This window comes from Jonquetella sp. BV3C21 (assembly GCF_000468895.1).
Taxonomy (GTDB): domain Bacteria; phylum Synergistota; class Synergistia; order Synergistales; family Dethiosulfovibrionaceae; genus Jonquetella; species Jonquetella anthropi.
The window spans coordinates 150161-175612 of the sequence record NZ_AWWC01000008.1 but is presented as its reverse complement, the minus strand read 5'-3'; the positions used below and the strand labels follow the sequence as shown (position 1 = coordinate 175612).

The window sequence follows — 25452 nt, the reverse complement described above, 5'->3', positions numbered from 1 at the left end:
GTTTGATTCTGCGTCCGTTAAACGGCTACTTCATAATGCACGATTGGTGCGCTTTTTCCAGCGACACGCGGAGGAACTCGTCCACGAAGTCAATGCAGTAGGCCGTCACGCCCTCAAAAATCTCTTTGCCCCACTGGGGATCGGCCTTCGCGCAGCTGTCATCGCCGCCGCCGAACGTGCCGGTCGCCGTGTAGGCGTCGGCCTTGCGGACGATCCGAACCGTCGCGCCCTTGAACGTCGTCGCCTCGCCGTAGGTGCTCTTGAGGGCGTCAGACAGGTGGACGATTTTTTCAGGGACAAAGTTCTTTTTCTTGTTCACCCAGTCGGGCCGAACTGCCATGCTGACCGCCGCTTCTTGGCCGCCGCCGTGGCCGCCGCCCCATTCGGGCTTCAGTTCCCGGGCAACCTTCCACCAGTCCAACATCGCGCCCAGTCCGCCAAGGTCCCATGCCTTTGCGCAGGCCCGCTCCATCGGCAGGGTGTTGCCGCCGTGTCCGTTCAGGAAGATAAACCGTTTAACGCCGTGCCGTGACAGGTCGCGGACGACGCTTGTCAGAATCGTCGCCAGCGCCTCGTCCCCGATGTCGATCGAGCCGGCGAACGACTCAAAGCTGGGGCAGACGCCGTAGGGAATCGTCGGCAGAAGGACGACTTTGTCTGGAAATTGAGCTTCTACTCTTCTGGCCATTTCGTGAGGGATGATGAAGTCGGTCCCTAATGGGCCTATCGAACCGTGCTGTTCCGTGCTCCCGAGAGGCTGGAGGGCGACAAGGTCGTCCTTCGCCGCTTCCTGAAACTCGTGCCAAGTCATGGCAGGCAAATACATGCGAACCCCTCCTCTATCCCGGGTTATCTCACCCGCTGTGTTCTGTGCTATTATATCATTACTTCATTGTCTCACATCACCACAAATTACATGGAGGGGAGATACTCATGAGAAGAACGAGACTATGGGGAGTTCTGTTTGCGGCGATCCTCTGCGCTCTGCCGTCGGTTGCACTGGCTGAAATGAAGGTGACGTACAACCTAGGCGTCGAGCCGCGCACAGTTGACCCGGCGAGGGCAAACGCCAATGACCAGCAGATCGTCATCTTCAACACCTACGAAGGCCTTGTCCGCCCGGACCAAGGCGGCGAGATGCAGCCCGGCGCAGCCGAGAAGTGGGAAGTTTCCGATGACCAGCTGACTTGGACTTTCCACTTGAGAGAAGGACTCAAGTGGTCCGACGGCAAGCCCCTGACTGCCGGCGACTTCCGCTACGGATTCATCCGCGCCATGTCCGCTGACACAGCCTGTCCGTACGCCACAACAACGTTCTTCATCAAAAACGCAGAAAAACTCTTCAAGGGCAAATGCTCTCCCGATGAGGTGGGCATCGAGGCGCCTGATGACCGGACCCTTGTGCTTCACCTGGAGTACCCGTCGCCGTTGATTCTCAACTACCTGTCGTTCATCACCTTCATGCCGTCCCGTCAGGACATCGTCGAGAAGGACCCGACCGGCTGGACGAGCGCCATGCCGATCGTCTCGAACGGACCGTTCTACGTCAGCGAGTGGCGCCACAACAGCCAGATGACGCTGAAGAAGAACCCCAACTACTGGGACGCGGCGGACGTGAAGCTGGATGAGCTGCGCTTCCTGATGATCGTCGACACCAACACGGCCCTGACGGCTTTCAAGGCCGGCGACGTGGACCTGCTTTCCACCCTGCCGGCGATGATGACTCCGTCGCTGCTGGCTTCCGGCGAGGCCAAGACCCTGCCGTCGCTGGGAACGTACTTCGTCATCTTCAACACAAAACAGGAGCCGTTCAATAACCCGAAGGTCCGTCGCGCGTTCGCTCTGGCCCTCGACCGCAAGACGTTGGTCGAGAAGGTCACCCAAGGCGGTCAGCGGCCAGCTGTAGCCTTTATTTCCGACGGCATTCCCGGCGCAGACCCAAAGGGCGCCGATTTCCGCGGAGAGGATCCGACCAAGTACCTGCCCGTCTCGGCTGACGCCGACCAGGCCAAGAAGCTCCTCGCCGAGGCAGGGTACCCGGACGGAAAGGGCTTCCCGCATGTCACGTTCATGTACAACACCAACCCGCTCAACAAGAGCTTGGCCGAGGCTTTCCAAGCCATGTGGAAGAAGAACCTGGGCATCGACGTGGAGCTGCAGAACCAAGAGTGGAAAGTCTACTTGGAGACGACCCACTCTCACCACTTCCAGATGGGACGCATGGCGTGGACGCCTGACTTCAACGACCCGACTGACATGATGGAACTCTGGACGACCCAGAACTACGAGAACACCCCGGCATGGAGCAACGCCGAGTACGACAAGGCGATGAGCGCCGCCCGGGGCGAGATGAACCGGGCAAAGCGCTTCAGTCTGCTCCACGAGGCGGAAAAGGTCCTGATGGACGAGCTGCCGATTTCGCCGGTGTACTTCTACTCGATCAACTACATGCTGAAAGACTACGTCAAGGGCGTGTACCTGTCCCCGCTGGCTTGGATCCTGTTCCGGGACGCGTACGTGGTCGAACATTAACCCCCAAAGGTACTTGCACAAAAAGCAGGTGGGCTCTCGTCACGAGAACCCGCCTGCTTTTACGTTTGATGCCGTCCTTTTATCGGACCGAATGCCAGTTACTCCCCTTTCCTGCCCTCGGCACGAGACAGCCCCTCGCCGATCAGAAACGCCCAGTTTCCCGGCGCGGCGCTCGCTTCCCCGCTGTAGCGGCGCAGGACCGCGTCGCCGACATCACCCCACTCGTCCCCACGCCCGCCGTCGGCCATTTTAAAGCAGCCACGGACGAACAGCCCCTGCGGGGACGGGCTGGACGAGTCGCCGACCTGCCAAATGCCCGGGAGCCTGTCGTCGAGCGCGGCGGCAACCATACCGGTCTCGTCGAAAAACAGCTCTTTTGCCTGGACCATCAGCTCAGCGGCCCAATCGCCCCACTCGGCCAGCCCCGCTGACGCTAAATCAAAGGCAGCCAGGGCGCAGGAACAGTAATCAGCGGCCGTTCCGCTTCCAACTGGCAGACCGTCGCAGAGCCCGTGGGACAGCTCACCGTCCCAGACGGCCGACTTGAGGGCGCTCATCAGTTCCCGAGCTGAAACAACGCTCTCGGCGCCGCTGCGGCACAGGGCAGCAGCGAAAAGCGCCGACGGTGACGTCAAAGTCCAACGGCTGACCGGCGGTTCCTCGGCGGGCTTCAGCCTGTTCAGACCGTCGGCGATGGCGCGGGCCAGTTCTTCGGCTGTGAGCCCGTGGCGTTCCGCCACCTCGCCCGGGTCGGTCAGGGTAGGCACGGACCCGCCGGTCCTGCGGCCGGTCACCGGGTCGCTGTACCAGCCTTCCGCTGAGACCGACAGACCATCGCACACCGCTTCCCCTCTGTCGGCCAGAAGACTGCAGACTTGAGCTCTCTCCAGCAGGTACTTGCTCCAGCCGCCGCGGCTGTCAAAGAGCACTCGGCCGGCTCGAGGGAGCGAGCCGCGGATCAGGTTTTGTCCGCCCAGTACGGCGTTTTTCGCGACGCTGGCCCCGAGCGAGCTTTCTTGTTCCACCGCCAGAGTCAACGACGCCTGAAGGTCAAGCGGCGCGCCGAGACGAGGCGTCAGGAACTGGCGATCTAAGCTGTAGGCGTGAAAGCCGCCCCAGAACCGATCGTTGAGCCCGCCGGTCAGCAGGGCCAGCAGCGTCCTGTCGGCCAGCTTCCGAAACGCCGGATCCCGCAGGGCCAAGCGCAGCCGCCAAGGCCACGGGAACTTATGCTCCGTTCCCCAACCGCCGAACTCCTCGTCAGCGTCCTCACTCACGGCTCGGCTGACCAACTCATTCCAGTCGGCTGGCTCGGAAGAAGCCGGCAGCGGCGCTAAGGCCCGCTTCCAGTTCGCCCAGTTTGCCAGCCCGGCCGACTCGACTTCGGCCCGCTTCATCAACCAAAGCCACTTGATTCGGGGCAGGTAGTCGGCCAACTTGGCGCCCTTGCGAGGCGGCAGCCACGAGGTGGCGAAAATCGGCCGCAGTTCGGGCGTCAAAATGAGAATCAGCGGCCACCCGGGCGCGTCAAAGAGCCGGCAGAGGGCTTGACCTGCCAGAGCAAGGGCGGGATAGGCGTTCGCGTCGGCAAAGACGGGAATGAAATCTTTTGCCAGCATACCGGCAACCTCGGAGCCGGCTAGGACGTCGGCTTCGGCCCAGCTCCACGGGCTGGTCTCGTCGTGAACGAGGACGAACAGCGGGACGTTTTTAGCCCGCGCCTCGTCCAGAGCTTGGTCGTCGAAGGCCCGCCACGAGACGGCGCGGCCGAACTCTTCCGGAACTGAGCAGCCGGTCATTCCAGCCCCGCCAACAGATCCGGCAGTTCGACGACGGAAGAAAGCACGTGCCGAGCCCCGGCCTTCTGCAAATCGGCGGCCGAGTGGTTGCCAGTCGTGACGCCGATGGGCATGCACCCGGCGTTCGCCGCCGCGATCATGTCGATGTCTGTGTCGCCCACGTAGGCCGAGCTCTGGGGATCGACGCCCAAAAGCCGAAAGGCCTCCGAGATGATGGCCCCTGACGGCTTGGACGGCAGCGTCCTGATTCCCACGATCACCGAGCAGACGGCACCCACGCCGGAAGCGTTGACGACGTCGTCGGGCGACAGGCGGTTTGTGGCCACCGCCACGCCGATTCCGCGGCTCTTTAGGGTTTTGAGCGTCTCAATGACGCCCGGCAGAGGAACGACGCCTTGGTAGTGCTGGGCGGCAAAGATCTCCCGATACCGTTCGACCCAACCGTCGCCCAAACGCCCCCAGAACCCGGCCATGGCGTCTTTGAGAGAATAGCCGATCGTCGCCTTCACCTCGTCGAGCGACGGCTTTCTCAGCCCCAGTTCGTCCGCCAAGGCGCAGATGGTCGCCCAAATGCCTTGACTGCTGTCCACCAGCGTCAAATCAAAATCAAAGGCCACAGCCTCAATCACGCCAACACACCCTTTCCCAATCAAAGAAGCGGCTTCGCTTTTGGAATTATACCCCACATCTCACGTACTTTTTGTCCTCAGCATTGACAAGTTGAGGGAATCAGAGTACCTTAACACAGTAATGTTAAACGTCTTGAGGAGCGGGGAATCCGGTTTGAATCCGGAGCGGAGCCGCCACTGTGAACCTGACGACGGGATAAAAGCCACGGCAGTCACCTGCCCGGAAGGCGTCCCGCCGGTTGAAGGAAGCCAGGATACCCACCACAAGATGAGACACACGACCGCCCGCGGGATTTCGGGAGTCCGGTGACAAGCCGCTGTAAAGCGGTCAGTTACTCGTGTTCCGCGGGAAGAGCTGAGGCTCTTCCCGCTTTTTTTGGGACACGACAAATTCAAAGGGGGTTTCCTAAATGTCGTTGGTGAACGTGTTGGAGACGGTTATGTTGATCTGTTTTGGCTGCGCCTGGCCCCTGTCCATTTACAAGAGCTGGACGTCCCGAACGGTCGGCGGCAAGAGCCTGATGTTCCTCATCGTCATCCTTGTGGGTTACGCGGCTGGCATTTCCAAGTGTCTGATGGATCCGGCCGGATACAGCGTCGCCGTCTTGACCATGTACGCGGTGAACATCATCATGGTGACCATTGACCTCGTCCTGTTCTTCCGCAACCGCCGGTTCGACCAGAAACGGCTCGCCGTCGCCGAAGAGCTTTTCGACGAAACTGACAACCTTTGAGAACTTCGGAGCGTCCGCGCTCCGGTTCAACCTTTGAATTCTTCCGCTCCGGTTCCCCCCTAAGAAATCGACGCGTTCACGCATTGCGGAAGATTCATGCTCCAGCGCAGGCCGTTCCCTTCAGCAAGGAACGGCCTGCGCTTTTTCTCACGAAAAATCAGCGGCCTGCCTTGAATAGGCAGGCCGCTGATTCGTTTTTGTGGATCGTGCGTCCCGTTACTTGCCGGGCCTCCACGTCGAGCCGAACCCGACTTCCCGCAGGTAGTCGATCGGGTAGCCCAAGTTCTCTTGGCTCACGCCTTCGGTGACTTTCATGCCGCTGTGATACTGGCCGACCAGCTGCCAGCAGAGAGCCCACCACCGGCGCGACAGGTCGCTCAGACAGGTCGAGCTGTAGCCGGTAAGGAACGTCCGCGCCGACTCAACGCTCGTCTCCGCAATTTCGGCCGCCAGACGCTCTAGGCCGGGCTGAGCGTCAAAGTACGACTGCTCGAGCTTCTGCCGAGCCTCAGTGATCTCCTTAAACATCGCATCCCACCGCAGGCACGCCCAGTTGCGGGCGAACTCAAACGCCCACCACGCGCTGTTCGGGTCAAACCGGTCTCTTGCGCCCCGGGACCACTCCTCCGGCAGGGATGTGGCGCCGCAGTAAATCGGCGCGTAGACGGTCGTGTCCGTCGCCCCAAGGCCCAGCCACAGGAGGGCCTTCAGCGGCTCGGGCAGCCAAGCCCGGCACTGAGCCACGAAACTGTACGAACAGCGGAAAATCGAAATCGGTCGCTCCCAATCGAGGCCTTTCAGGTCGTCGGGCAGGGCCTTCTGCTCCACCGTCCAACGGCTCGGGTTGCCAAACGGCCCGGCGGCCGGACCTTTGGTTAGGTCGTAGGGCGTCCCTTCCATGTGGTCCCCGTAGAGCTTCATCAGGTCCTGAACCGTCAGCTTAGCATCCGGCTTGACGAAAATAGGATAGGCAACCGCGTCGTTTTGTACCGGCCAGTTGCCCGACGGGCTGAGAATGCTCATCGCTCTCCACTCCCGCCGAGCCGAGTAGGCCTTCGGGCTGTCGGCCGGCCGGGGATCAAATGTCTTCGCAAAGCTGAACGGCTCTCTGCCGTCCCACCAGCCCTTTTCTTTCGCGTAGTCGGTCAGTCCGGAAGACGTCATGACGTTGGAGCTGTCGGAGAAGTCCACCGCGCCGATCCGCGCCCGGTTCGCGCCGACGAAGTACGCGTCGTCGGGCATCCGAACGGCCACCCAGTGAGCGCCGCTTCTGCCGCTTTCCGGCGTCCAGTCTGCGCCAGGCCCGGCGATCTCAAAAATCCAGACTTCCTGTCCGTCGCCGACGATCAGCCCTTCGCCGATGTCCCGGTACCCCCACCGCTCGGCCAGCTCGCCCATGACCTTGACGGCTTCCCGGGCCGTGCTGGCCCGCTGAAGGCCCAGCGCCTGCAGGTTGGCGATGTGCATCATTCCGGCCTTGCAGACCGCGTTCTCCCGGCCCACCCACGTGTGCTCGCCGATGACGACGCCCTTTTCGTTCATGAACGGGTACCCGACGTGAAAATATCCCCACGTCCGCTTGGCCTGAGGAATTTCTCCGAACTTCTCGTACGGCACCCCGGGCCGGGTTTGAATGCACGGGTCTCCCCAAATTTCCGTCGTCTGACCGGCCTCGAACCGACCGCCGGGGACGAACTTAACCCTGTGGTCGTACCACCCGTCAACCGAATGGCTGACGAGAACCGAACCGTCAGCCGTCGCCGCCCTTCCTACTCCGAACGACGTGCACGCCTCAGCCCTCCGGGCAAACAGAAGGGCAAGTCCCGCGACAACCGCCAACGCACAGAAAACCATGGGCCCATCACACCTTTCTCCGCTCACTTCTCTCTGAACGGACGTCTCAGCGTACCACCGACCAACGCTCGGCACAACAGAAATTTTCTAAGACACCGCAAAAAAGGCGGACGCCCTTGGGCGCCCGCCTGTGGAGACAGTTTTTACTTTTTCTTGGCGTTTTCCAGATCCCGACGGGACATGGCGCCAAATCCGACCTTGCGAAGGTACTCGGCCGGGTAACCGGGGCGGAACTTGGCTCCGTCCGGCTTAATCTGCAGGCCGTCCTGGTACCGGCCGATAAGGTACCACGCGAAGTCCCACCAGCCCTTGAACACTTCGTCCATGACCGAGTCGGTGTACTTGGTCAAGTAAGCGACTGCCTTGGCAGGACTCTGCTTGTAGAGCTTTTGGGCCTCGGCTTCAATCTTGGGCTGATCGGCGAAGAATCGATCCTCGTACTCGACCTTCTTCGCTCGAATTTCCTTGTACATGGCGTCCCAGCGAAGGTTGGCCCAGTTGTTGACTAGGTTGAACGCCCAGTAAGCGCAGGTCGGGTCATAGACGTGCCGCTTGCCGGTGCTCCACGCTTCGGGAACCTTCGTCACGCCGCAGTACACCGGGACGTACACGGTGGTGTCCGGGGCGTCTTCGCCGAACCACAGCACGCCGCCGATCGGGTCGGGCAGCCAGCTACGGCTCTGGGACACAAAGCTGTAGGAGCAGCGGTACAGGGCGATAGGACGCTCCCAGTCCTGCCCCTTCAGGTCGTCAGGCAGGTCGGCCTGTTCCTGCTGCCAGCGGTTCGGGCAGCCAAACGCGCCGGACGCTGGGTCCTTGGTCATGTCATAGTCGGTGCCTTCAAGATGGTCGCTGTAAATCAGCATGATATCGCGGGGCGTCAGCTTCTTGTCCGGCTTGATGCTGAACGGGTACGCCTCGTACCGGTCCTTCACCGGGAACTTCTCGCTGGGCTTCAGCAGCGAGAACGCCCGCCACTCGCGCCGAGACTGATAGTGCGGATAGCCGTAGGGCTCGGGGTCGAAAATTTTCGAGTAGTTGAACGGCTCGCCCTTCTTCCACCAGCCCATTTTCTCCGGCAGGTCGGTCAGGTTCGTCGACCACATGAAGTTCTCTTTGTCGTTGAAGTCGACCTCGCAGATGCGCGAACGGTTGGCACCGACGAAGATCTCGTCGTCGGGAATGCGCCGAGCTACCCAGTGAGCGCCCGGCAGACCGCTGGTCGGGGTCCAAATAGCTCCGCCGCCGCAGATCTCAAATACCCACGCCTCGTGCTTGTCGCCGACGATGAGCGTCTCGCCCCAGTCTCCGTAACCGTACTTCTCGGCCAGCTCACCCATCACCTTGATGGCTTCCCTTGCAGTCGAAGCCCGCTGAAGGCCAAAGATTTCCAAGTTGGCAATGTAAAGCATGCCGGCGGCGTTGTACACTTCGTCCCGACCGAGCCAAGTGAACTCGCCGATCATCACCTGCTTGTCGTTCATGAACGGATAGCCCACGTGGAAGTAGGTGTTCGTCTCGGGAACCTGCGGAATCGAGCCGGACTTGTAAATTTTGAGCTCCGGCCGCGTGTCGGTGCACACGTCCACGTAGACGTCCACCATCTCGCCCGGCTTGTGCTTGCCGCCCGGGACGATCTTGATCCGCTGGTCATACCAATCGTCTACCGTGTGACTGACAAGAACCGAACCGTCCGCCGTCGCCTTGCAGCCGGCTCCCATGCTGGTGCATGCAGCCGCCGAAGCAGCCATACAGGCCAGTGCACCTGCCGCAAGAAGGGTTTTGTGCAGCGCTTTCTGCATTCTCCATTGCCTCCCTTGGAATAATGTTAGAATTACTTAATTCATTCTACTCTGCAGGGCGGAGAAGTCAATTTATTCTATAAAAGTTTGGATAATTCGTCTCAAAATCTCCCTATTTTGCGCCGCTTCAAGTCGTGTGCCTCACCAGCCTATAATCCGACAGGCTCTTACGCGGGCAAAGGGCCATCGCCGCGCTGAAAACTTCTTCGGAAGAAAAAACGAGAGGGCGGCCGCCGACTTAACGTCAGCGGCCGCCCTCTCGTCGAAAGCAGCGCAGCAAATTAAACGAGCCGGCGAAGGCCGCCCAACAGACCGAACAGGCTGTCAAAGCAATCCAACGCGCGCAGAACCGCCAATGCCGAAGTGATTCCGGCGCGCGACGGGTCATCCCCAATTCGGTCCATCACCTGACAGCGAAGCCCGGCCAGGTCCTTAGCCTCGAACTTTGGGACCTTACGTTTCGGCCCCAACAGGACAGCGCCGTTCATGTCCTCTAGGAACGAGCTCAGCAGCTCGGCGAACCACAGGCGGCTCCCGTCAAACGCGCTGAGCTCACAGGCTCCCCATCGGCCTAGGTCTTCTAACGGGCTCTGGAACGCCTTTGTCAGGTCTGCCGCCGTCAGGATCTCAAGGCGGGCAGCGGCGTCCAGAGACGGCACGCCGCACACAGCTTCGCGCCGCGCCCCGTCAGCCAGCTCTCCCAAAACAGCGGCACGCCGTCCGGCCTGAAGAATTGCCCCGCGGTCGCCGCTTCGGAGGGCCGCCATCATGCCCTCGACAAGGGAACGAATCATTTCAGACAGCTGGCCGGCTATCCGCCGCATCGTCGTCTCTTTACTCATCCGCACCACCTCTGTCATAATGCTGTGTGAAAGCACAGCCCGTCTTTTTATAATCATAACATTCCCCGCAGAGGAGGACTCACTTTGGCAAAAATCTGTCTGGCCGTGAAAAGAAAACCCGAGTACGAGGCCGTCGTGAACGCGAAACTGCCCGGTCACCGGCTGACTTGGCTTGAAGATCTGTCCGAACAGGAGCGCCGTCAGGAGATTCTCGGCTGTGATGCCTTAGTGGTCACCATGCTGACCAAAGAGCTGACCTTCGACGAGAAGGGACTGCTGAACCGCGTCCCGTTCGTTCAGACCATCGCGGCCGGCGCGGACCAGTTCGACTTTTCCGCTGTGCCCCACGACGCTTTGATCTGTTCCAACATCGGCGGCTGGGCTCCCACGATGGCGGAACACGCGCTCGCGATGGCCTTTTCCTGCCTCCGCAAGCTGGGCGACCAAAAAGAAGCCATGAAGGACGGAACGTATCACCGTTTAGGCTGGGGGCTGCGGCGAATCCGGGGGAAACGAGTCCTAATCGTCGGCTACGGGGGCATCGGCAGAGCCTGCCGAGAGGTCTTCGCGGCCCAAGGTTGCTTGGTCGCGGCGGTCTCCCGCCACAAGCCGACCGATCCCCTTCTGGACGGCGGCGCTTGGGACATGAGCGGCTTTCTCCCCGCCCTGTCTCAGGCCGATATCATCATCGCCTGCCTGCCCTCCACGACCGCAACGGCCGAGCTGTTCGGCCAACCGCCCTTTCAGGCCATGAAGGAGAACGCCACGTTCATCAACTTGGCGCGCGCCGCGCTGGTCGACCGGCAAGCGCTCCTGAAAAAACTGCTCGACTGCCCGGAGTTTCACGCCGCGATCGATCCGTGGTGGGAGGAAGAACACGTCTGGGACGGCTCGGATCCGCTGATACGCCTGCCCAACGTGGTGGCGTCCTGCCACACGTCCTTTGACTCGGAAACGTCGTGGCCCGAGGCCATAGGCATGGCGCTGGACAACCTGATCAAGTACCTGAACGGCGAGCCGTATGTCGGTCGGGTCAATTTCAGCGAGTACGTCAAGGAGGCGTAAGATGACCTTTAGAGTTGGAACGTTCAACGTCAACTCGCTCCGAAGCCGCCTGCCGGTTCTGGAACGGTGGCTGCCGACAGCGGGGGTGGACGTGCTGTGCGTTCAAGAGACCAAGGTGACCGACGACCAGTTCCCAGTCGCAGAAGTCGAGGCGATGGGATATCACGCCGTCTTCGCCGGGCAGAAGTCATACAACGGCGTGGCCGTCCTCTCCCGCCGCGCGCCCGACGAGAGCGTTTCAGGGTTCAACGACTCGCAGGAGCCGAACGCCGATTCTCGGCTGCTGGCCGTCCGCTTCGGCGATCTGTGGATTTTTAACTCCTACGTCCCTCAAGGCAAGGCGATCGATCACCCAGACTACCAGTACAAAAAAGAGTTCCTTTCCCGCCTGTCGGGGCTGGTTGCCGCCCGGCTGCCCGGAAACGTCCTGTGGGTCGGCGATTTGAACGTTGCCCCCACGCCGCTGGACGTGACCAACCCGACCAACAAAAAAGATCACGTGTGTTTCATCCAAGAGCTCCGGGACCTGTACGCGCTGAAAACGTCCGCCCTCGTCGACCTGCTCCGCCGGTTCCACGACGGCGAAGAGCTGTACTCATTCTTCGATTACCGGGTCAAAAACGCGCTGGAGCGCAACATCGGCTGGAGAATCGACCACATGCTCGCCTCGCCGGCTCTCGCCGGGCTCTGCCGGAACTGCTGGATCGACAAGGAACCCAGAGGCTGGGAAAAACCGTCGGACCACACACCGATGCTAGCCGACTTCGACTTGGAGCTTTGATGTGGAATACGTCCGCTTTCTCAGCCGAGAGCTGTTCCCCCTGACCGGCAAACGCCCGGCAAAACTGCACGACCCAGACCTAGCCACGTTAGCGGCAGCGGGATTTGGCCTGTGGAACCCCAACGCGGGCGCCCTCATGCTCCTGCCCCTTGGACTTGGCGCGGCAGATGATGTTTGCCGGTCCTTTCTCCAAGGTCTTGAGCGGACCGGGCTCCAGCCCTTCCCGGTCCAGTCTTTGTCCGAACGCGGGCCGCTGGAATTTGCCGTCCGGCTGCTCAAGCGTCCGGGGGATCTTCCCCGGCTTTTTGCCGAACGGACGAACGACCGGTTGACCCTCCAAGGGTTTGCCGAGGACGCGGGAAGCGCCGCAGACATGGCGTCCTGCGCCCTGCGGGCCCTAGGTCAGACGCTTGCCGCGTGGGGAATCAACGTCCGGCGGGTTGAGCGGCTGACCGACGACGGCTTCGCCGTCGATTTAGGCGTCCCAGCCGACGCGGGCGAAGAGGACGGCTTGATCTCGCCGACCGGGAGCCTCTACGCCCCCGACAGCCCGCTGGCCGCCGAGCCGTGGCAGGAAGCGTCGGAAGAGGCCCAAGACCTCGCCACGCCGAACTGCTCGACTATCGACGAACTCGCCGCGTTCTTGTCCATCAGTCCGAAAAGGACCGTCAAGTCCATGTGCTACACCGTCGGCGGCAAGCTCGCCGTCGTCATCTGCCGGGGCGACCGGCAGATCGACGCGTCAAAGCTCAAAGCCGCCTTCGGCGGCGCGCCGTTTGCCCCGGCGTCAGACGTCGAACTGCGCGCCGCGCTGGGAGAGACGGCCGGCTACATCGGCCCAGCCGGCCTGCCGGATGCCGTTCGCCTTTTGGCCGACTTCAGCGCCTGCGAGTGCCGAAACGTCGTCATCGGCGCGAACCGAAAGGGGTATCACCGAACGGGAGCCGAGTGGGGCCGGGACTTTAAAACCGACTGGACAGCCGACGTCACATCCGTCCAAATCGGCGACGAAACACCGGACGGGCCGCTGTCGGCCTGCCGGTGGCGGCGCCTCGTCAGGGTCCGGCCGATTGACCCGGCCGCGGCGGGCGAACCGTCGCTCGTAACCAGCTCCGCTCAGGGCAAGCGGCGAATCTTTCCTTGGCGCGCCGACGTTCGTCTGATGTCAGTTTTGGCGTCGGCGGCCGCCTGCGGGAAGTTGGCCCGGTTCGTGCCGTTTGATCTAGTTCTCGTCTCGGATGACGACGTTGCCCGGACTCAATTCGTCAGCGTTCTGACCGAACAGAACGTCCGAATCCTGGAAGATGACAGGCCGTCCCCGCTGACGGCGCGAGCCGCCAGCTGCAGTCCATTAGGACTTCCGATTCTCACCGTCTCAGGCGGCGAAGCCGAACTGACCTTCCCCGACGGAACTCGCCGACCGATTGGACTGACGGAAATCAGTGATTTAGCCGACCTTCTGGCCAACTCTCGGAATCAGTTTTCGTCCCTTTAAAGGAATCTTCAACTGGCTGAGAATATTTTTTCATCCATTTGGCCTCTTTTCATAACAAAGAAAAATGTTATAATACTTCCATAGGTTCATCATTAATTGTTCAAGAGGAGGTGCAACGCATGGGGAAACTGGCTGGAAAGAAGTTAGTCTTCCTCGGCGAGCGGGACGGCGTCCCGGCCCCGGCGATGGAAGCCTGCTTCAAAAACAGCGGAGCCGAAGTGGTATTTGAAGCCACCGAGTGCTTTGTCTGAACGGCAGCTGGAGCCATGGACCTGCAGAACCAGCAGCGTGTCAAAGACGTTGCTGAGAAGTACGGTGCGGAAAACGTCGTCGTGATTTTCGGTTCTTCCGACGCAGAGGGCGCGGAGATTTACGCCGAAACCGTGACGAACGGGGATCCCACCTATGCAGGACCGCTGGCCGGCGTCCCGTTGGGACTTGCCGTTTACGATATTTTCGAAGAGGAAATTCGGGCCGAAGCTGACCCCGCAGCTTGGGAAGAGAACATTTCCATGATGGAAATGGTTCTTGATCCTGAGGCGCTTGCGGCGGCCGTCAAGGGCATTCGCGAACAGTACTCAAAGTTCACACTGTAAGCTTATAAGAGGCGTTGCCATATGGCAGCGTCTCTTTTATTTCCGAGCATTTCAGCCAGAATGTGCTACCATAAAAGAAACCGCCTCACAGGAGGCCAATTCTTTTCAGGAGGTCTTTCATGAACGCGAAAATTGTTGACGGCAAGGCGCTGGCGGCAAAACTTAAAAGTTCCTACAGCGCACAGATTGAAGACCTGAAAGCTCGCGGCGTCGAGCCGAAACTGGCAGTACTGATGGTTGGCGACGATCCCGCCTCCGAAGTCTATGCGGGACAGAAGAAGAAGAACTGCGAGAAGCTGGGCATCGCGTTTGAAATGGACCGGCTGTCCGCCTCATCGACAGAAGAACAGGTTCTTGCCGCCCTTCAAACGCTGAACGACGACCCAACGGTCACGGCCATCATGGTGGAGATGCCCCTGCCGAAAGGGCTGGACAACAACAAGGTCCAAGCGGCCATCTGCCCTGAAAAGGACATTGACGGCGCGAACCCGGTAAACCTTGGCCTGCTGGCTTCCGGCCTGCCTTGCATGAGGGCCTGCACCCCGTCCGCCGCTATCGCGCTGGCCGAAGAGGCCGGCGTGGACTTTAAGGGCAAGAAGGTGGTCGTGCTGGGCCGAAGCGTCACGGTCGGCAAGCCCGCGGCGCTGATCGCGCTGGAAAAACACGCCACCGTCACGGTCTGCCACAGCCGAACCGTCGACTTGGCAGGGGAAACCCGACAGGCCGACGTGCTCATCGCGGCCATCGGGAAGCCCAAGTTCGTCACCGCCGACATGGTCAAGCCGGGAGCCGTCGTCATCGACGTGGGCATTAACAGCACGCCTGACGGTCTTGTGGGCGACTGCGACACCGAGGCCCTGATGTCAGTGGCCAGCGCCATCACTCCCGTTCCCGGCGGCGTCGGACCAGTTACCAACGCGAAGCTGATCGGAAACATCGTCGAAGCCGCGTCCCGCAGAGGATAGACGATGTCGGAACCTCTCAGCCCGACAGATAAAGTTCGGCTCGCGAAGGAAATCAGCGACGGCGTCAAGCGGTATATCGCCATTCAAAACGGCCTGCTCAAGTTCTCGTTTGCCAAAGCCCTAGGCTTCCGCTCGTCGGACCCGACCGCCGCGGCAAACGCCGCGTCCGATCTTCGCGGCGAGCTGTCACCGCTGCTTGACCAGCTGAGAGCCCACGAGCTTTCCGACCAGTTCTCCATCACCCTTCGCGGGTACCTTCGCCAGCTGCTTCAAGCGATGGACGTTTTCTTGGCTCTGTGCGGCCGGTTGGCCGAGGCTCGGGCGGCAAAGGACAAAGCCTACTTGAGAAAGGGCGGCTTCAAGGCCGACTTGGAGAAGCTCCAAGAGGCAGAACGCGCCTATTTGGTCCTTGGCGCCAAGCTGAACGAACTCGCCGCCGCCGAAGGGCTTCGGAAGAAAAACTGACCCTGCCCGTTTGAGGCGCTGAACCAGCAAGACAAAAAAAGCCGGCCTCCGCTAACGCGGAGGCCGGCTTTTTATTTGGCTATTCCATTTCCCTGAGCTTGCGGCGCAGCACCTTGCCGGCCGGGGAAAGCGGCAGGGACTCGACGAAATCCACCTTGCGGGGAATTTTGTAGTTTGCCAGACGCCCTTTGCAGAAGCTGATCAGTTCCCGTTCGGTCAGAGAAGTTCCCTCTTTGAGGACAACGAACGCCCGAGGAATTTCCCCGTTCACCAAGTGCTTCATCGAAACGACCGCACAGCTGGCAACCGCCGGGTGCTCTGCAAGGACCCGCTCGACTTCCTGCGGGTACACGTTGTACCCGCCGACGATGATGATGTCAAGCGCCCGGTCAAGGACGGTGATGAACCCGTCCTCGTCGTACTTGACCACGTCGCCGGTATCGTACCAGCCGTCGGGCAGCAGCCTCTCAGCGGTGATCTCCGGCGACTTGTAGTACCCTTCAAAGACCGACGGACCGCGGACCCAGAGGCGCCCGGGCACTCCTGCCGGCTGGGGCTTCCTTTCTTCGTCCCGAACCTCCCAGTCGAACCCGGGCAGGATCGGCCCGATGGTCCCGAGCTTACGCCGGTCGTAGGACGGGTTGACGGCGACCACAGGGGAGCACTCGGTCGTCCCGTAGCCCTCCAGAACCGGCACGCCGAACACCGACTGGCTGGCCTGGTCCAGCATCAAGTTCAGCCGGTCGCCGCCGGTGATGACCAGTCGAACGTCCTTGGGCTTCACGTCGTTGTGAGCCGCCGACCGCTTGAAAAACTCCATCATGGCCGGCACAAGGAAAAGGACCGAACAGCGCGCCGCTTCGATGGCGCGGAGCGTCTCCAGCGGCGGCATGAAGTTCTGCACCACCGCTGTTTTAGCCCCCATGAAGTTGGGCAAAAGCATCGACAAGGTCATGCCGAACGAGTGAAAGTTCGGCAGGGCCCACAGGTACGTGTCCTTTTGATAGAACGGGACCTGCTGGGTGCAGGACCGAACGTTGCTGATCAGGTTTTCGTGGGTCAATGGAACCGATTTGGGCATGCCGGTCGTCCCGGACGTGGTGAAAAAGACCGCCCAGCTGCTCTTGCCCGGCTCTCCTGCCCGGCCGGTGAACGGCGAAAGAGAGCCTTGAAGGTCCAGCGCCACAATCGGACGGCCCTCGACGCCGAGGGCTGCCTTCTCGTCGCCCGAGGCGATGACGACGGCGAACGGGTCGATAAACTGAACCGTAGGAGCGAGAATCGACGACCCGCTCCGCTGGTTCAGCGGGACAAGCGTGCCTTTCAGCTTCCAGACCGCCAAAGCGAGGGCGAAAAGGGCCGGCGTGTTGGGCAACAGGGTGACAAGCCGCTGTCCTTCGCTGAAGCCAGCTGACTGAAGGACCCGAACGTTCTCTTCGTACCATTCCCAAACGGTCCCGCCGGTGATCCAGTGACCGGCAAACCAAAATGCCGGTTCATCCCGGCGGGCCTGTAGCCGAGGCAACAGGATGTCTTCAAGCCGCTCCATACAAAACGAACCTCCCCAAAACTAAATCGGCCAACCCTGATCGGCCGCAAATTCCGCATTTGTCTTTTATTGTACCCGGTCAGGGTTCATGCCGCAAGACAAGAGGGACCATGCAGCCTTTGGAGCCGCACGGTCCCTCTCTTCTTTTAAGTTACTTCTCTTCGTTCGTTTCCCCGCTGGCCGAGCCTTCATGCTTGTGCTTTTCGCAGCCGCAGCCGCAGCCACACCCGCAGCCGCAACCGCCGCCTTTAACCGTTTTTCTGACCTTGCGGGCCACATACCAGACGGCCAGAAGTCCGATCAGGACCACAATCACAATTTGAATCACGCTGCTGTTCTGTTCCACGTTCATACCTCCCCGGCGCCTCGAATGATGATTTAAACAGTGTAAACCTGTATTCGGCTGTTCTGTATCGCATTTTTACGGGGCGTGCCAGAGGCCGGGCAGGGTATAATGAAGCCACGAACCCCTTCCAACAGATCTCCCAAGGAGGGATATCCATGAGCGTATTTTCATTTTTTGGAGACCACCCGCTCGTTCTCGGCCTGACCATCGGGCTGTGCGGCGTCGTCTTTGTGACGATCAACGGCTGGCTGCGGCTGCATCGGCTCAAACAGTACCTGCAGACCCACCTGACGATGACGAACAAGGCGCACAGCGAGCTTCTCAAAGAAAACGAAGAGCTGAAAACCAAGTGCGCGAACCTCGAAAAATCGCTGGCCATGCTCTCGCAGAAGGCGTCGGCCGCGGAAAAGAAAACTCTTTTGGCCTACGATCAGACGCTTCACCAGCTGTTTCTTAAAATGCCTGGCTTTGCCACCGCGTGGGAAGAAGCCCTGCGGGAAACTCAGGCGGAGATGGACAAAAGCGACGCGGGGCTTAAGCCCCTGCTGACGCGAATTTTCCACCCGTCGCTGTTTGCCGCGTCCGCCGACTCCCGGCGTTCGGCAGGAGAAAGCCCAACCGACGGAACGGACCAGACGGCCGACGCCGAGGTGACAACCGAGGAGAAAAAAGAACCGGCAGACCCAGCGGGCCAGCCGGAAAGCAGTCAGGAGGAACGATAACCGTGCCAAACTTTGAACTCAAAATCGTGTCGGACGCCCCGGTTGAAGACGTGATTGAACTCTACAAGGACGCCGGCTGGTGGGAAGAAGGCTGGAGCCGGGACGCGGCAAAGGCGATGATATCCGGCTCATTCCGTTTTGCCGGACTGTTCCGAGACGGGCAGCTGGTCGGCATGGGCCGTGCCCTATCCGACGGCGTCAGCGACGCGTACATTCAGGACGTGGTCATCCGCAGCGACCTGCGGGAACAGGGATGGGGCCTTCATCTCGTCCAGCTGCTGATCACCGAACTCAAATCAGCCGGCATCGACTGGATTGGACTCATCGGCGTTCCCGGCTCGGAGAACTTCTACCGCAAGCTGGGCTTCTCGGTCATGAAAGGATTCGTCCCGATGAAGCTTCAGTGCTGAGAGGGCTGAGCGGCTTATTTCCCTTTCAACCCTTCCCTCTCCCGACCGGCCCGCTCGACCTCTTCAAGACAAATGCCCAAGGCCAGCTCGTACGTTTTCTTATCAGGACAGTACAGCCGCTGGATCGCCACCCAGCCTGAAGAAAGCGTAATGGTCCGGCACCACCGGTGAGGGACGACCGCACGCACCCGGTGCCACTCGATCCACTTTCCCTTTCCCCAGCCCGACACTGAACCTTCAGGCACCGGCCACGGCGCGGCGGAAAAGAAATGCGCCCACGTTGTGAAGCTGATCTTCGGCGACGCGCCCTTGGCGGTCTCGCAATCCGACCCGGAACCGTTCAGCACGTACCGAGCAAAAAAGCGGTTCCGCAGGAAAAAGACCCCGGCGACGAAAAAGAACCCCAAGAAGATCAGCACTATCGCCGCGATGAGTTTGAAAACCGAAAAGACGACCGCCGGGTCTGCCGGCGGCTCCAGCCAGCTGACGATGACCGAGACGAGCGTGGAAGGAAGAAACCACGCCAGCCCGGAAAAGACCAGCAGGTCGTACAGAATAAACGGATTCGTCATCAGCGGCACGCCGGCCTCCCATGTCAGGTAGTTCTCTCCGGCGTACTTGTCCGAATGATCTTTCATACTTACGGCCCCTTTCAGCAGGCGGCCTCACGTCGCCGCCGTCACAGTCATGATATCACGCGGTGGCGGGTTCTGGCTCGTCCTTTCAGAAGCTCTTCCTCGACAGCTCAGCATCTTTTCTCCGAACGAATTGAACGTCCCGGCCTTCAGGCCGGGACGTTTTTTTGCGCCGCCCTTTCGCCCGCCCTTCAAACGATTTCAAGGACTTTTATTTTTTGTAGTGCAATCGGTTGCATTTCATGTTACAATGCGTCGGTCAAAACGATTTTCGCCAAAAATCACCGGAAAGGACTTGATCGACGTGTCTGTTTCTTCTTCCTTCGCTCCTCTGTCCATTTATGATGAGCTGGCGGCTACCCAACTGAAGGGCCGCAACCTTGAGTTCCTCACCGACTTGATGAAAGACCAGTTCGAGCACCTGTTTACCGCTGCGGCCATGCTTGAACCGTTCTCCCGCGGCGGCGTCCGGCTGATGGAAGGCAAAGTCCTCTGCGCCCTGTTCTTCCAGCCGTCCACCAGGACCCGGTTCAGCACCGAGCTCGCCATGCTCCGGCTGGGAGGAACGGTCATCTCGGAGTCCAACCCCGCTGTCGCTTCGTCGGCCGCCAAGGGTGAATCCCTAGCCGACCACTTAGCCACCGCGTCGTGCTACGCCAATATCATCGGGCTGCGCCACCCTGACTACGCGACCGTCCGCGCGGCGCTGCCGTCGGCGAACGTGCCGGTCATCAGCTGCGGTTGGGGCAACGAGACTCACCCCACCCAAGGGCTGCTCGACATGTACACCGCGTGGCGGGCGTTCGGCAACCGAATGGACGGACTGAAGGTCTGTCTGGCCTCTCCTGACATGTCCCGCGGCCGGGCGGCCCACTCGTTTGCCATGGGCCTTGCCGCCATGGGAGCGCACATCACCTACGCGGCCCTTTCCGAGCACCCGATCCCGGATCTTGTGATGGATAAGCTCCGCGCGGCAGGCGCCGACCTCACCGTCGAATACGACCTGACCAACGACGAGTTCTTGAGCCTGCTGGCCGAACACGACCTGTGCTACCTGCCGGGCTGCTGCGTCCCCAAGGACAACCCGGACGCCCGCAACGACTTTATGGAAAAAATCTCCCGGTTCTATATCCGGCGGAGCGACTTGGAGAAGATCAAGTCGATAACCGGCAAAACGGTCGGCCTCATGCACGCCCTGCCGCGCAACGAGTGCGAGTTCGACCAGTCAATCGACAGCTCGGAGTTCGAGCTCTATTTCAAACAGATGCGCTTCAGCGTGCCGCTTCGCATGGCCTTAGTGGCCAGCATGGTCGGAGCTTAGCTTCATGAAACTCGTGGCGTTTGCCACCGGCGGGACGATCGCCTCAACGCGGGGAGATCACGGGCTGGCCGCCGCGCTGCCGGGAAGCGGACTGACCGCCGGCTGCGGTTTCGACGAGGTGCGCGAGGCGTTTTGCCTTCCAAGCCCGGAACTCTCGCCCGCCGACTGGCTCAGCTTGGCTCGGGAAATGGAAGGCTGTCCGGACGCCGACGGTTTCGTGGTCACCCACGGAACCGACACCATGACGTCGGCCGCAGCGACGCTCGCCTTTCTCGGCGCGGGAGGTGCCCGTCCGGTCGTGCTCACCGGCGCCATGAAAGCGCCTAGCGAACCGGGAGCCGACGGCCCAACGAACCTAAAAGACGCGGAACTGTTCGCGAGAGAGTTGGCCCGGCGAAAAATACGCGGCGTCTTTCTGGCGTTCGGCGGCTCGCTCCTCTGGGGCGCCGGACTGGTCAAGCGCCACTGGACGCGGCCCGACGGTTTTCTCACGCCCGCCTGCCCAGCGCTCGGCCGAATTGAAGGCGGCTCTGCCCGGCTCAACACGGAAGAACTCGCGTCCCACTCGCCTCGGCTCGACGTTCCACTGCCCCACGCCCTGCCGTCTGTCTTTGGGATAAAAATACACCCCGGCCTAGCGTCTGACGCGCTGCTCGCTTGGCTGCCGCTGGCCAGCGGGTTTGTCATCGAAAGCTACGGCTGCGGCTCCGGACCGATCGACGGGCCCTGCTCGATTATGCCGTTTCTGCTTCAAGCGGCCCGCGCCGGCAAGCCGGTCGTCAACGTGACCGACGCGGAGGACGGCGTCGACCTGACGCGATACCGAAACGGCCAGATAGCCGCCGAGGCCGGCATGCTGTCGGGGCGTCGGATGACCTTTCAGGCCGCCTGCGCCCGACTGTCGTGCCTGTTGGCCCGCCAAGCTGACGGGCCGTTTGCCTCCCTCTGGGAAGAAAGCATCTGCGGGGAGTAAACTTGAAAAAATAAGCAGGCGTTCGCCGACTCGGCGGACGCCTGCTCTTTTGTGCCAGAAAACGGCATTTCGGTTATGCTATAATATTTTAACATAGTAAATTATTTTAGCGGGTGATACGCATGTTTAATTACGTCGTGAGGAAGATCCTCTACACGATTCCTGTCGTCTGGGGCGTGGTGACGGCCGTGTTCATCCTCATCAACATCGTTCCGGGAGACCCGGCGATGATCATGATGGGACAACGAGGGGATCCGCAGACTTTGGAGCAGATTCGGGCCGACCTGGGGCTCAACCTGCCTCTGAAGGATCAGTACGTTCGGTTTCTGTCCCAAATCGTGAAAGGCGATTTCGGCACGTCGTATCGGACCAACGAGAAAGTCCTGACGGCTCTCGTGACCCGGTTCGGCGCGACGGCCAAGCTGGCGTTTGGCGCGCTGGCAATCGGCACGGTCATCGGGATCGCCGCCGGGATTTTATCGGCGGTGAAGCAGTACTCGGTCTTTGACTACTCGGCTATGGTGGTCTCAATTGTGGGCGTCAGCGCCCCGGTATTCTGGGTGGGACTGCTGCTTTTGATGGTCTTCGCCTACGGGCTGGGATGGGTGCCCGGAGCCGGGTTCGGCGACGGCTCGTTTAAGTACCTTGTGCTGCCGATGACAGCGCTGGGCATCAGGCCGGCAGCCCTCACGGCCCGGCTGACTCGGTCCTGTATGTTGGAAGTGCTGAGTCAGGACTACGTGCGAACGGCCCGAGCCAAGGGGCTGGGCGAGAAAGTCGTCGTGATCAAGCACACGCTGAAAAACGCCATGATTCCGGTCATCACGGTGATCGGGACTCAGATTGCTTCTCTGCTTTCCGGGGCCGTGCTGACCGAGACGATCTTCGCGTGGCCGGGCATCGGCCGGCTGTCGGTAGACGCGCTGGTCGCCCGGGATTTCCCGATGATTCGGGGGACGGTCATTTTTATGGCGCTGGTCTTCTTGGCCGCCAACCTGATCGTCGATATCTCCTACGGCCTGTTCGATCCGAGGGTCCGCTATGACTAGCCCCAAAGCTCCCGCGGAGTCGAGCAAAACTCTCTGGTCGCAGGCGTGGCTGAGGTTTAGGCGAAACAAGCTGGCGATGCTGGGGCTCTGCATGGTCGCCGTCCTTGTTTTTGCGTCCGTCTTCGCCGGCGTCCTGTCGCCGTTTGACCCGAACAAGCAGCTCATCTGGGCCGAAGGGGCCAAAGCGAAACTCGCCGGACCGTCGGCGGTTCACTGGCTCGGAACTGACCTGTACGGCCGGGACATTTTGAGCCGAGTGCTGTACGGTTCGAGAATTTCCCTGCAGATCGGCGTGTTCGCCACCGTCGTGTCGCTGCTGGTCGGCGTGCCGCTCGGGGCTCTCGCCGGGTTTTACGGCGGAATGGTGGACGACCTGATCTCTTGGCTGATCAACGTGGTGTTCGCTTTCCCGTTTTTCCTTTTCGTCCTTGCCATCGTTGCGGTTTTTAAGAATCCGGGCATGATCGTCATTTTCACGTCCATCGGCCTGGTCTCGTGGGTGTCCATCGCGCGGGTGACCCGAGCCCAGTTCATTGCGCTTCGGGAGCGGGAATACGTCGAGGCGGTCCGCGCTCTGGGGCTACCAACGCGGCGGATCATCTTCCGACATATTCTGCCCAACGCTTTGGCGCCGATCATCGTCCAAGCCACGCTCGGCATGGGCGGCGTGATCACCGTCGAAGCCGGGCTGGCGTTTTTAGGCTTCGGAGCCCAACCGCCGACGCCCAGTTGGGGGCTGATGATCTCGGAAGGCCAGCGGTATTTGGCGACCGGCCAATGGTGGTGGGCCGTGTTTCCAGGCATCGCCATCATGTTCACCGTTTTGGCCTTTAACTTCGTCGGCGACGGTTTGAGAGACGCGCTGGACGTCCGGCTGAAACGCTAGGAGGGCCGCCCATGCCGTTACTTGAGGTCAAAGACCTAAAAACCTATTTCGACACCGACGCCGGACTGATGAAAGCCGTCGACGGGGTCAGCTTCACGGCCCAGCGCGGACAGACGATCGGCCTGGTCGGCGAGTCGGGGTGCGGCAAGTCCATCACTTCGCTGTCGATCATGCGCCTTTTGCCCCGGCCGGCCGGCCGAATCGCCGGCGGCTCGGTGACGTTCGACGGACAAGATCTGCTGAAGCTGTCGGAAAAAGAAATGCAGTCCATTCGAGGCAACCGAATTTCGATGATCTTTCAAGAGCCGATGACGAGTTTGAACCCGGTTCTCACGATTGGCGACCAGATCAGCGAGCCGCTCAGGCTTCACCGAAAGATGAGCCGCGCCGACGCCCGCGACCGGGCGGCCGAGCTGTTGGAGATGGTGAGCATTCCGATGCCGCTCCAGCGGTTGAAAGAGTATCCGCACCAGCTCTCCGGCGGCATGAGGCAGCGGGCGATGATCGCCATGGCTCTGGCCTGCAACCCGTCGCTGCTGATTGCCGACGAGCCGACGACAGCGCTGGACGTGACGGTTCAGGCTCAAATTCTCGACCTGATGATCAAGCTCCAGCAAGAGATGAACTCGGCGATTCTGTTCATCACCCACGATCTGGGCGTCATCGCCCAGATGGCCCAGTCGGTCGTGGTGATGTACGCCGGCCGGGTCGTGGAACAGGCGCCGGTGACCGACCTGTTCCAAAACCCGCTGCACCCGTACACCCAAGGGCTGATGACGTCTATTCCGTCGCTTAACTCCAAGGCGCACCGGCTGTCGGTCATCCCCGGAACAGTGCCGACGCCGCTGAACGCGCCGCCGGGGTGCAAGTTCCACACCCGCTGCAGCCGTTGCTTTGACGAGTGCCGGACTCACGAGCCTCCGCTGTATCAGCTGGGGAAACGTCAGGTTCGCTGCTGGCTCATGAAAGACGGCAGCCGGCCGGCAAAGGAGGAAGGCCAATGAACGGCGGGACGCCTCTCATCGAAGCCCGGAACCTGAAAAAGTACTTCCCTATTCGCCGGGGCGTGTTCAAGAAGACCGTCGGCTACGTGAAGGCCCTAGACGGCGTATCTCTGTCAATCCGGCAGGGCGAAACTCTCGGGCTGGTCGGTGAGTCGGGGTGCGGCAAGTCGACCTTCGGCCGGACCCTCATGCACCTGCTGGAGCCGACCGGCGGCGACGTGCTTTTCAAGGGCGCAAGCCTGTCCAAGCAGCTGGCGGAAGACCCGGCAAAAGTCCGGCGGGCGATTCAGATCATCTTTCAGGATCCGTATGGGAGCCTGAACCCTCGGATGACCGTCTCTGAAATTGTCGGCGAGGCCGTCAAGTATCACCGACTGGTCACGGGCAAAGCCGAACTGGACAGCTATGTGACCCAAGTCATCGTCAAAGCCGGTCTGCTGCCCGAGCACAGGTTCCGTTACCCTCACGAGTTCTCCGGAGGCCAGAGACAGCGGATCGGCATCGCCCGAGCTCTGGCCATGAAGCCTGAGTTCATCGTCTGCGACGAGCCGGTCAGCGCTCTGGACGTGTCCATTCAGAGCCAAGTTCTCAACCAGTTTTTGGACCTGCAGGAGGAATTCGGGCTCACGTACCTGTTCATCACTCACGATTTGTCGGTCGTCAGGTTCTTGTCGGACCGAATCGCCATCATGTATTTGGGCGGTTTGGTCGAAGTGGCCGATGCTGAAGATGTGTTTTCCAACCCGCTTCACCCGTACACGCAGGCCCTTCTTTCGGCTATTCCGATGCCGGACCCGACGCAGCGGGGACAGCGGATTCTCCTGTCGGGCGACCTGCCGTCGCCGGCCAATCCGCCTGCAGGCTGCCGCTTCCACACCCGGTGCCGGTACGCCTTAAAGCGCTGTCATGAGGAAACGCCGGCCATGAAGGACGCCGGCGGCGGGCACTTGATCGCCTGTTTCCTGCACGATTAGTTTTGTGTTCCCCCCCTGTGAGGG

General features: G+C 60.9%; 25 protein-coding genes and 1 riboswitch. Of the genes, 16 read left to right on the top strand and 9 right to left on the bottom strand.

Annotated features, from left to right (window positions below; all coding sequences use genetic code 11):
- Positions 1 to 25 precede the first annotated feature (25 nt).
- Positions 26 to 826 carry a creatininase family protein gene (locus tag HMPREF1249_RS02685; RefSeq protein WP_008521592.1) on the bottom strand — a complete coding sequence of 267 codons (801 nt, stop codon included), beginning with the start codon at positions 824 to 826 and terminating at the stop codon, positions 26 to 28.
- Positions 827 to 933: 107 nt separating this feature from the next.
- Here HMPREF1249_RS02685 and HMPREF1249_RS02680 point away from each other — a divergent pair, with 107 nt between their 5' ends.
- Complete coding sequence (locus tag HMPREF1249_RS02680; protein WP_021775778.1) at positions 934 to 2532, top strand: peptide ABC transporter substrate-binding protein; 1599 nt, start codon at positions 934 to 936, stop codon at positions 2530 to 2532.
- A gap of 98 nt (positions 2533 to 2630) precedes the next feature.
- Here HMPREF1249_RS02680 and HMPREF1249_RS02675 read toward each other — a convergent pair whose 3' ends face one another.
- Positions 2631 to 4331 (bottom strand): DUF255 domain-containing protein, encoded by a 1701-nt coding sequence (locus HMPREF1249_RS02675; RefSeq protein ID WP_008521594.1) that lies wholly within the window; start codon positions 4329 to 4331, stop codon positions 2631 to 2633.
- Positions 4328 to 4960 (bottom strand): HAD family hydrolase, encoded by a 633-nt coding sequence (locus tag HMPREF1249_RS02670; protein ID WP_008521595.1) that lies wholly within the window; start codon positions 4958 to 4960, stop codon positions 4328 to 4330. The genes HMPREF1249_RS02675 and HMPREF1249_RS02670 overlap by 4 nt, the downstream gene beginning before the upstream one ends.
- A gap of 119 nt (positions 4961 to 5079) precedes the next feature.
- Positions 5080 to 5240: riboswitch (cobalamin riboswitch) on the top strand.
- Between the two features lie 130 nt (positions 5241 to 5370).
- On the opposite strand from HMPREF1249_RS02670, the gene HMPREF1249_RS02665 reads away from it, so the two are divergent.
- The gene (locus tag HMPREF1249_RS02665; RefSeq protein ID WP_008523126.1) at positions 5371 to 5694 is read left to right on the top strand and encodes a hypothetical protein; all 324 of its coding nucleotides are present in this window, start codon (positions 5371 to 5373) and stop codon (positions 5692 to 5694) included.
- A gap of 216 nt (positions 5695 to 5910) precedes the next feature.
- Here the strand turns inward: HMPREF1249_RS02665 and HMPREF1249_RS02660 are convergent, their stop codons facing one another.
- The 3 genes from HMPREF1249_RS02660 to HMPREF1249_RS02650 all read right to left on the bottom strand — a co-directional run bounded on the left by HMPREF1249_RS02660 (position 5911) and on the right by HMPREF1249_RS02650 (position 10192).
- Positions 5911 to 7548 carry a dipeptidase gene (locus HMPREF1249_RS02660; RefSeq protein WP_008521597.1) on the bottom strand — a complete coding sequence of 546 codons (1638 nt, stop codon included), beginning with the start codon at positions 7546 to 7548 and terminating at the stop codon, positions 5911 to 5913.
- 143 nt (positions 7549 to 7691) lie between these two features.
- A complete protein-coding gene (locus HMPREF1249_RS02655; RefSeq protein WP_008521598.1) occupies positions 7692 to 9350 on the bottom strand; it encodes a dipeptidase in 1659 nt (552 codons plus the stop codon).
- Between the two features lie 281 nt (positions 9351 to 9631).
- Complete coding sequence (locus HMPREF1249_RS02650) at positions 9632 to 10192, bottom strand: hypothetical protein (RefSeq protein ID WP_008523127.1); 561 nt, start codon at positions 10190 to 10192, stop codon at positions 9632 to 9634.
- 84 nt (positions 10193 to 10276) lie between these two features.
- On the opposite strand from HMPREF1249_RS02650, the gene HMPREF1249_RS02645 reads away from it, so the two are divergent.
- The 6 genes from HMPREF1249_RS02645 (at position 10277) to HMPREF1249_RS02615 (ending at position 15559) form a co-directional block, all read left to right on the top strand.
- A complete protein-coding gene (locus HMPREF1249_RS02645) occupies positions 10277 to 11257 on the top strand; it encodes an NAD(P)-dependent oxidoreductase (RefSeq protein WP_021775774.1) in 981 nt (326 codons plus the stop codon).
- Between the two features lies 1 nt (position 11258).
- A complete protein-coding gene (xth, locus tag HMPREF1249_RS02640; RefSeq protein ID WP_008521601.1) occupies positions 11259 to 12038 on the top strand; it encodes an exodeoxyribonuclease III in 780 nt (259 codons plus the stop codon).
- Between the two features lies 1 nt (position 12039).
- Entirely contained in the window at positions 12040 to 13533 is a 1494-nt protein-coding gene (locus tag HMPREF1249_RS02635; protein ID WP_021775765.1) for a YbaK/EbsC family protein, read from the top strand.
- Between the two features lie 119 nt (positions 13534 to 13652).
- Entirely contained in the window at positions 13653 to 14129 is a 477-nt protein-coding gene (gene grdA, locus HMPREF1249_RS02625; protein WP_021775812.1) for a glycine/sarcosine/betaine reductase complex selenoprotein A, read from the top strand.
- A 119-nt stretch (positions 14130 to 14248) separates the two neighbouring features.
- On the top strand, positions 14249 to 15094 hold the full coding sequence (locus HMPREF1249_RS02620) for a bifunctional 5,10-methylenetetrahydrofolate dehydrogenase/5,10-methenyltetrahydrofolate cyclohydrolase (RefSeq protein ID WP_008521604.1): 846 nt from the start codon (positions 14249 to 14251) through the stop codon (positions 15092 to 15094).
- Positions 15095 to 15097: 3 nt separating this feature from the next.
- Entirely contained in the window at positions 15098 to 15559 is a 462-nt protein-coding gene (locus HMPREF1249_RS02615) for a hypothetical protein (RefSeq protein ID WP_008521605.1), read from the top strand.
- Positions 15560 to 15638: 79 nt separating this feature from the next.
- Here HMPREF1249_RS02615 and HMPREF1249_RS02610 read toward each other — a convergent pair whose 3' ends face one another.
- Both HMPREF1249_RS02610 and HMPREF1249_RS02605 read right to left on the bottom strand, forming a co-directional pair.
- On the bottom strand, positions 15639 to 17108 hold the full coding sequence (locus HMPREF1249_RS02610) for an AMP-binding protein (protein WP_008523132.1): 1470 nt from the start codon (positions 17106 to 17108) through the stop codon (positions 15639 to 15641).
- A 151-nt stretch (positions 17109 to 17259) separates the two neighbouring features.
- Positions 17260 to 17454, bottom strand: a complete 195-nt coding sequence (locus tag HMPREF1249_RS02605; protein WP_008523133.1) for a FeoB-associated Cys-rich membrane protein — start codon at positions 17452 to 17454, stop codon at positions 17260 to 17262.
- Between the two features lie 155 nt (positions 17455 to 17609).
- Here HMPREF1249_RS02605 and HMPREF1249_RS02600 point away from each other — a divergent pair, with 155 nt between their 5' ends.
- Positions 17610 to 18176: a hypothetical protein gene (locus HMPREF1249_RS02600; protein WP_021775766.1), complete on the top strand. Its 567-nt coding sequence runs from the start codon at positions 17610 to 17612 to the stop codon at positions 18174 to 18176.
- 2 nt (positions 18177 to 18178) lie between these two features.
- A complete protein-coding gene (locus HMPREF1249_RS02595) occupies positions 18179 to 18586 on the top strand; it encodes a GNAT family N-acetyltransferase (protein ID WP_021775813.1) in 408 nt (135 codons plus the stop codon).
- Positions 18587 to 18600: 14 nt separating this feature from the next.
- Here HMPREF1249_RS02595 and HMPREF1249_RS02590 read toward each other — a convergent pair whose 3' ends face one another.
- Positions 18601 to 19224: a hypothetical protein gene (locus HMPREF1249_RS02590; RefSeq protein WP_021775770.1), complete on the bottom strand. Its 624-nt coding sequence runs from the start codon at positions 19222 to 19224 to the stop codon at positions 18601 to 18603.
- Between the two features lie 301 nt (positions 19225 to 19525).
- Between HMPREF1249_RS02590 and HMPREF1249_RS02585 the strand changes: the two genes are divergently transcribed.
- The 6 genes from HMPREF1249_RS02585 to HMPREF1249_RS02560 all read left to right on the top strand — a co-directional run bounded on the left by HMPREF1249_RS02585 (position 19526) and on the right by HMPREF1249_RS02560 (position 25428).
- Positions 19526 to 20542, top strand: coding sequence for an aspartate/ornithine carbamoyltransferase family protein (locus HMPREF1249_RS02585; protein WP_039873126.1), 1017 nt, complete (start codon positions 19526 to 19528; stop codon positions 20540 to 20542).
- A 4-nt stretch (positions 20543 to 20546) separates the two neighbouring features.
- Positions 20547 to 21515 carry an asparaginase gene (locus tag HMPREF1249_RS02580; protein WP_021775798.1) on the top strand — a complete coding sequence of 323 codons (969 nt, stop codon included), beginning with the start codon at positions 20547 to 20549 and terminating at the stop codon, positions 21513 to 21515.
- A 122-nt stretch (positions 21516 to 21637) separates the two neighbouring features.
- Positions 21638 to 22564: an ABC transporter permease gene (locus HMPREF1249_RS02575; protein ID WP_008523138.1), complete on the top strand. Its 927-nt coding sequence runs from the start codon at positions 21638 to 21640 to the stop codon at positions 22562 to 22564.
- Positions 22557 to 23450, top strand: coding sequence for an ABC transporter permease (locus HMPREF1249_RS02570; protein ID WP_008521615.1), 894 nt, complete (start codon positions 22557 to 22559; stop codon positions 23448 to 23450). Before HMPREF1249_RS02575 ends, HMPREF1249_RS02570 begins: the two co-directional genes overlap by 8 nt.
- A gap of 11 nt (positions 23451 to 23461) precedes the next feature.
- Complete coding sequence (locus HMPREF1249_RS02565) at positions 23462 to 24454, top strand: ABC transporter ATP-binding protein (protein WP_021775754.1); 993 nt, start codon at positions 23462 to 23464, stop codon at positions 24452 to 24454.
- Positions 24451 to 25428, top strand: coding sequence for an ABC transporter ATP-binding protein (locus tag HMPREF1249_RS02560; RefSeq protein WP_008521617.1), 978 nt, complete (start codon positions 24451 to 24453; stop codon positions 25426 to 25428). The genes HMPREF1249_RS02565 and HMPREF1249_RS02560 overlap by 4 nt, the downstream gene beginning before the upstream one ends.
- Positions 25429 to 25452: the final 24 nt, after the last annotated feature.

Coding starts and splice junctions, on each gene's coding strand:
- HMPREF1249_RS02685 (WP_008521592.1), bottom strand. CDS start 826: ATGTATTTGCCTGCCATGACTTGGCACGAGTTTCAGGAAGCGGCGAAG.
- HMPREF1249_RS02680 (WP_021775778.1), top strand. CDS start 934: ATGAGAAGAACGAGACTATGGGGAGTTCTGTTTGCGGCGATCCTCTGC.
- HMPREF1249_RS02675 (WP_008521594.1), bottom strand. CDS start 4,331: ATGACCGGCTGCTCAGTTCCGGAAGAGTTCGGCCGCGCCGTCTCGTGG.
- HMPREF1249_RS02665 (WP_008523126.1), top strand. CDS start 5,371: ATGTCGTTGGTGAACGTGTTGGAGACGGTTATGTTGATCTGTTTTGGC.
- HMPREF1249_RS02660 (WP_008521597.1), bottom strand. CDS start 7,548: ATGGTTTTCTGTGCGTTGGCGGTTGTCGCGGGACTTGCCCTTCTGTTT.
- HMPREF1249_RS02655 (WP_008521598.1), bottom strand. CDS start 9,350: ATGCAGAAAGCGCTGCACAAAACCCTTCTTGCGGCAGGTGCACTGGCC.
- HMPREF1249_RS02650 (WP_008523127.1), bottom strand. CDS start 10,192: ATGAGTAAAGAGACGACGATGCGGCGGATAGCCGGCCAGCTGTCTGAA.
- xth (WP_008521601.1), top strand. CDS start 11,259: ATGACCTTTAGAGTTGGAACGTTCAACGTCAACTCGCTCCGAAGCCGC.
- HMPREF1249_RS02620 (WP_008521604.1), top strand. CDS start 14,249: ATGAACGCGAAAATTGTTGACGGCAAGGCGCTGGCGGCAAAACTTAAA.
- HMPREF1249_RS02615 (WP_008521605.1), top strand. CDS start 15,098: ATGTCGGAACCTCTCAGCCCGACAGATAAAGTTCGGCTCGCGAAGGAA.
- HMPREF1249_RS02610 (WP_008523132.1), bottom strand. CDS start 17,108: ATGGAGCGGCTTGAAGACATCCTGTTGCCTCGGCTACAGGCCCGCCGG.
- HMPREF1249_RS02600 (WP_021775766.1), top strand. CDS start 17,610: ATGAGCGTATTTTCATTTTTTGGAGACCACCCGCTCGTTCTCGGCCTG.
- HMPREF1249_RS02590 (WP_021775770.1), bottom strand. CDS start 19,224: ATGAAAGATCATTCGGACAAGTACGCCGGAGAGAACTACCTGACATGG.
- HMPREF1249_RS02580 (WP_021775798.1), top strand. CDS start 20,547: ATGAAACTCGTGGCGTTTGCCACCGGCGGGACGATCGCCTCAACGCGG.
- HMPREF1249_RS02575 (WP_008523138.1), top strand. CDS start 21,638: ATGTTTAATTACGTCGTGAGGAAGATCCTCTACACGATTCCTGTCGTC.
- HMPREF1249_RS02570 (WP_008521615.1), top strand. CDS start 22,557: ATGACTAGCCCCAAAGCTCCCGCGGAGTCGAGCAAAACTCTCTGGTCG.
- HMPREF1249_RS02565 (WP_021775754.1), top strand. CDS start 23,462: ATGCCGTTACTTGAGGTCAAAGACCTAAAAACCTATTTCGACACCGAC.
- HMPREF1249_RS02560 (WP_008521617.1), top strand. CDS start 24,451: ATGAACGGCGGGACGCCTCTCATCGAAGCCCGGAACCTGAAAAAGTAC.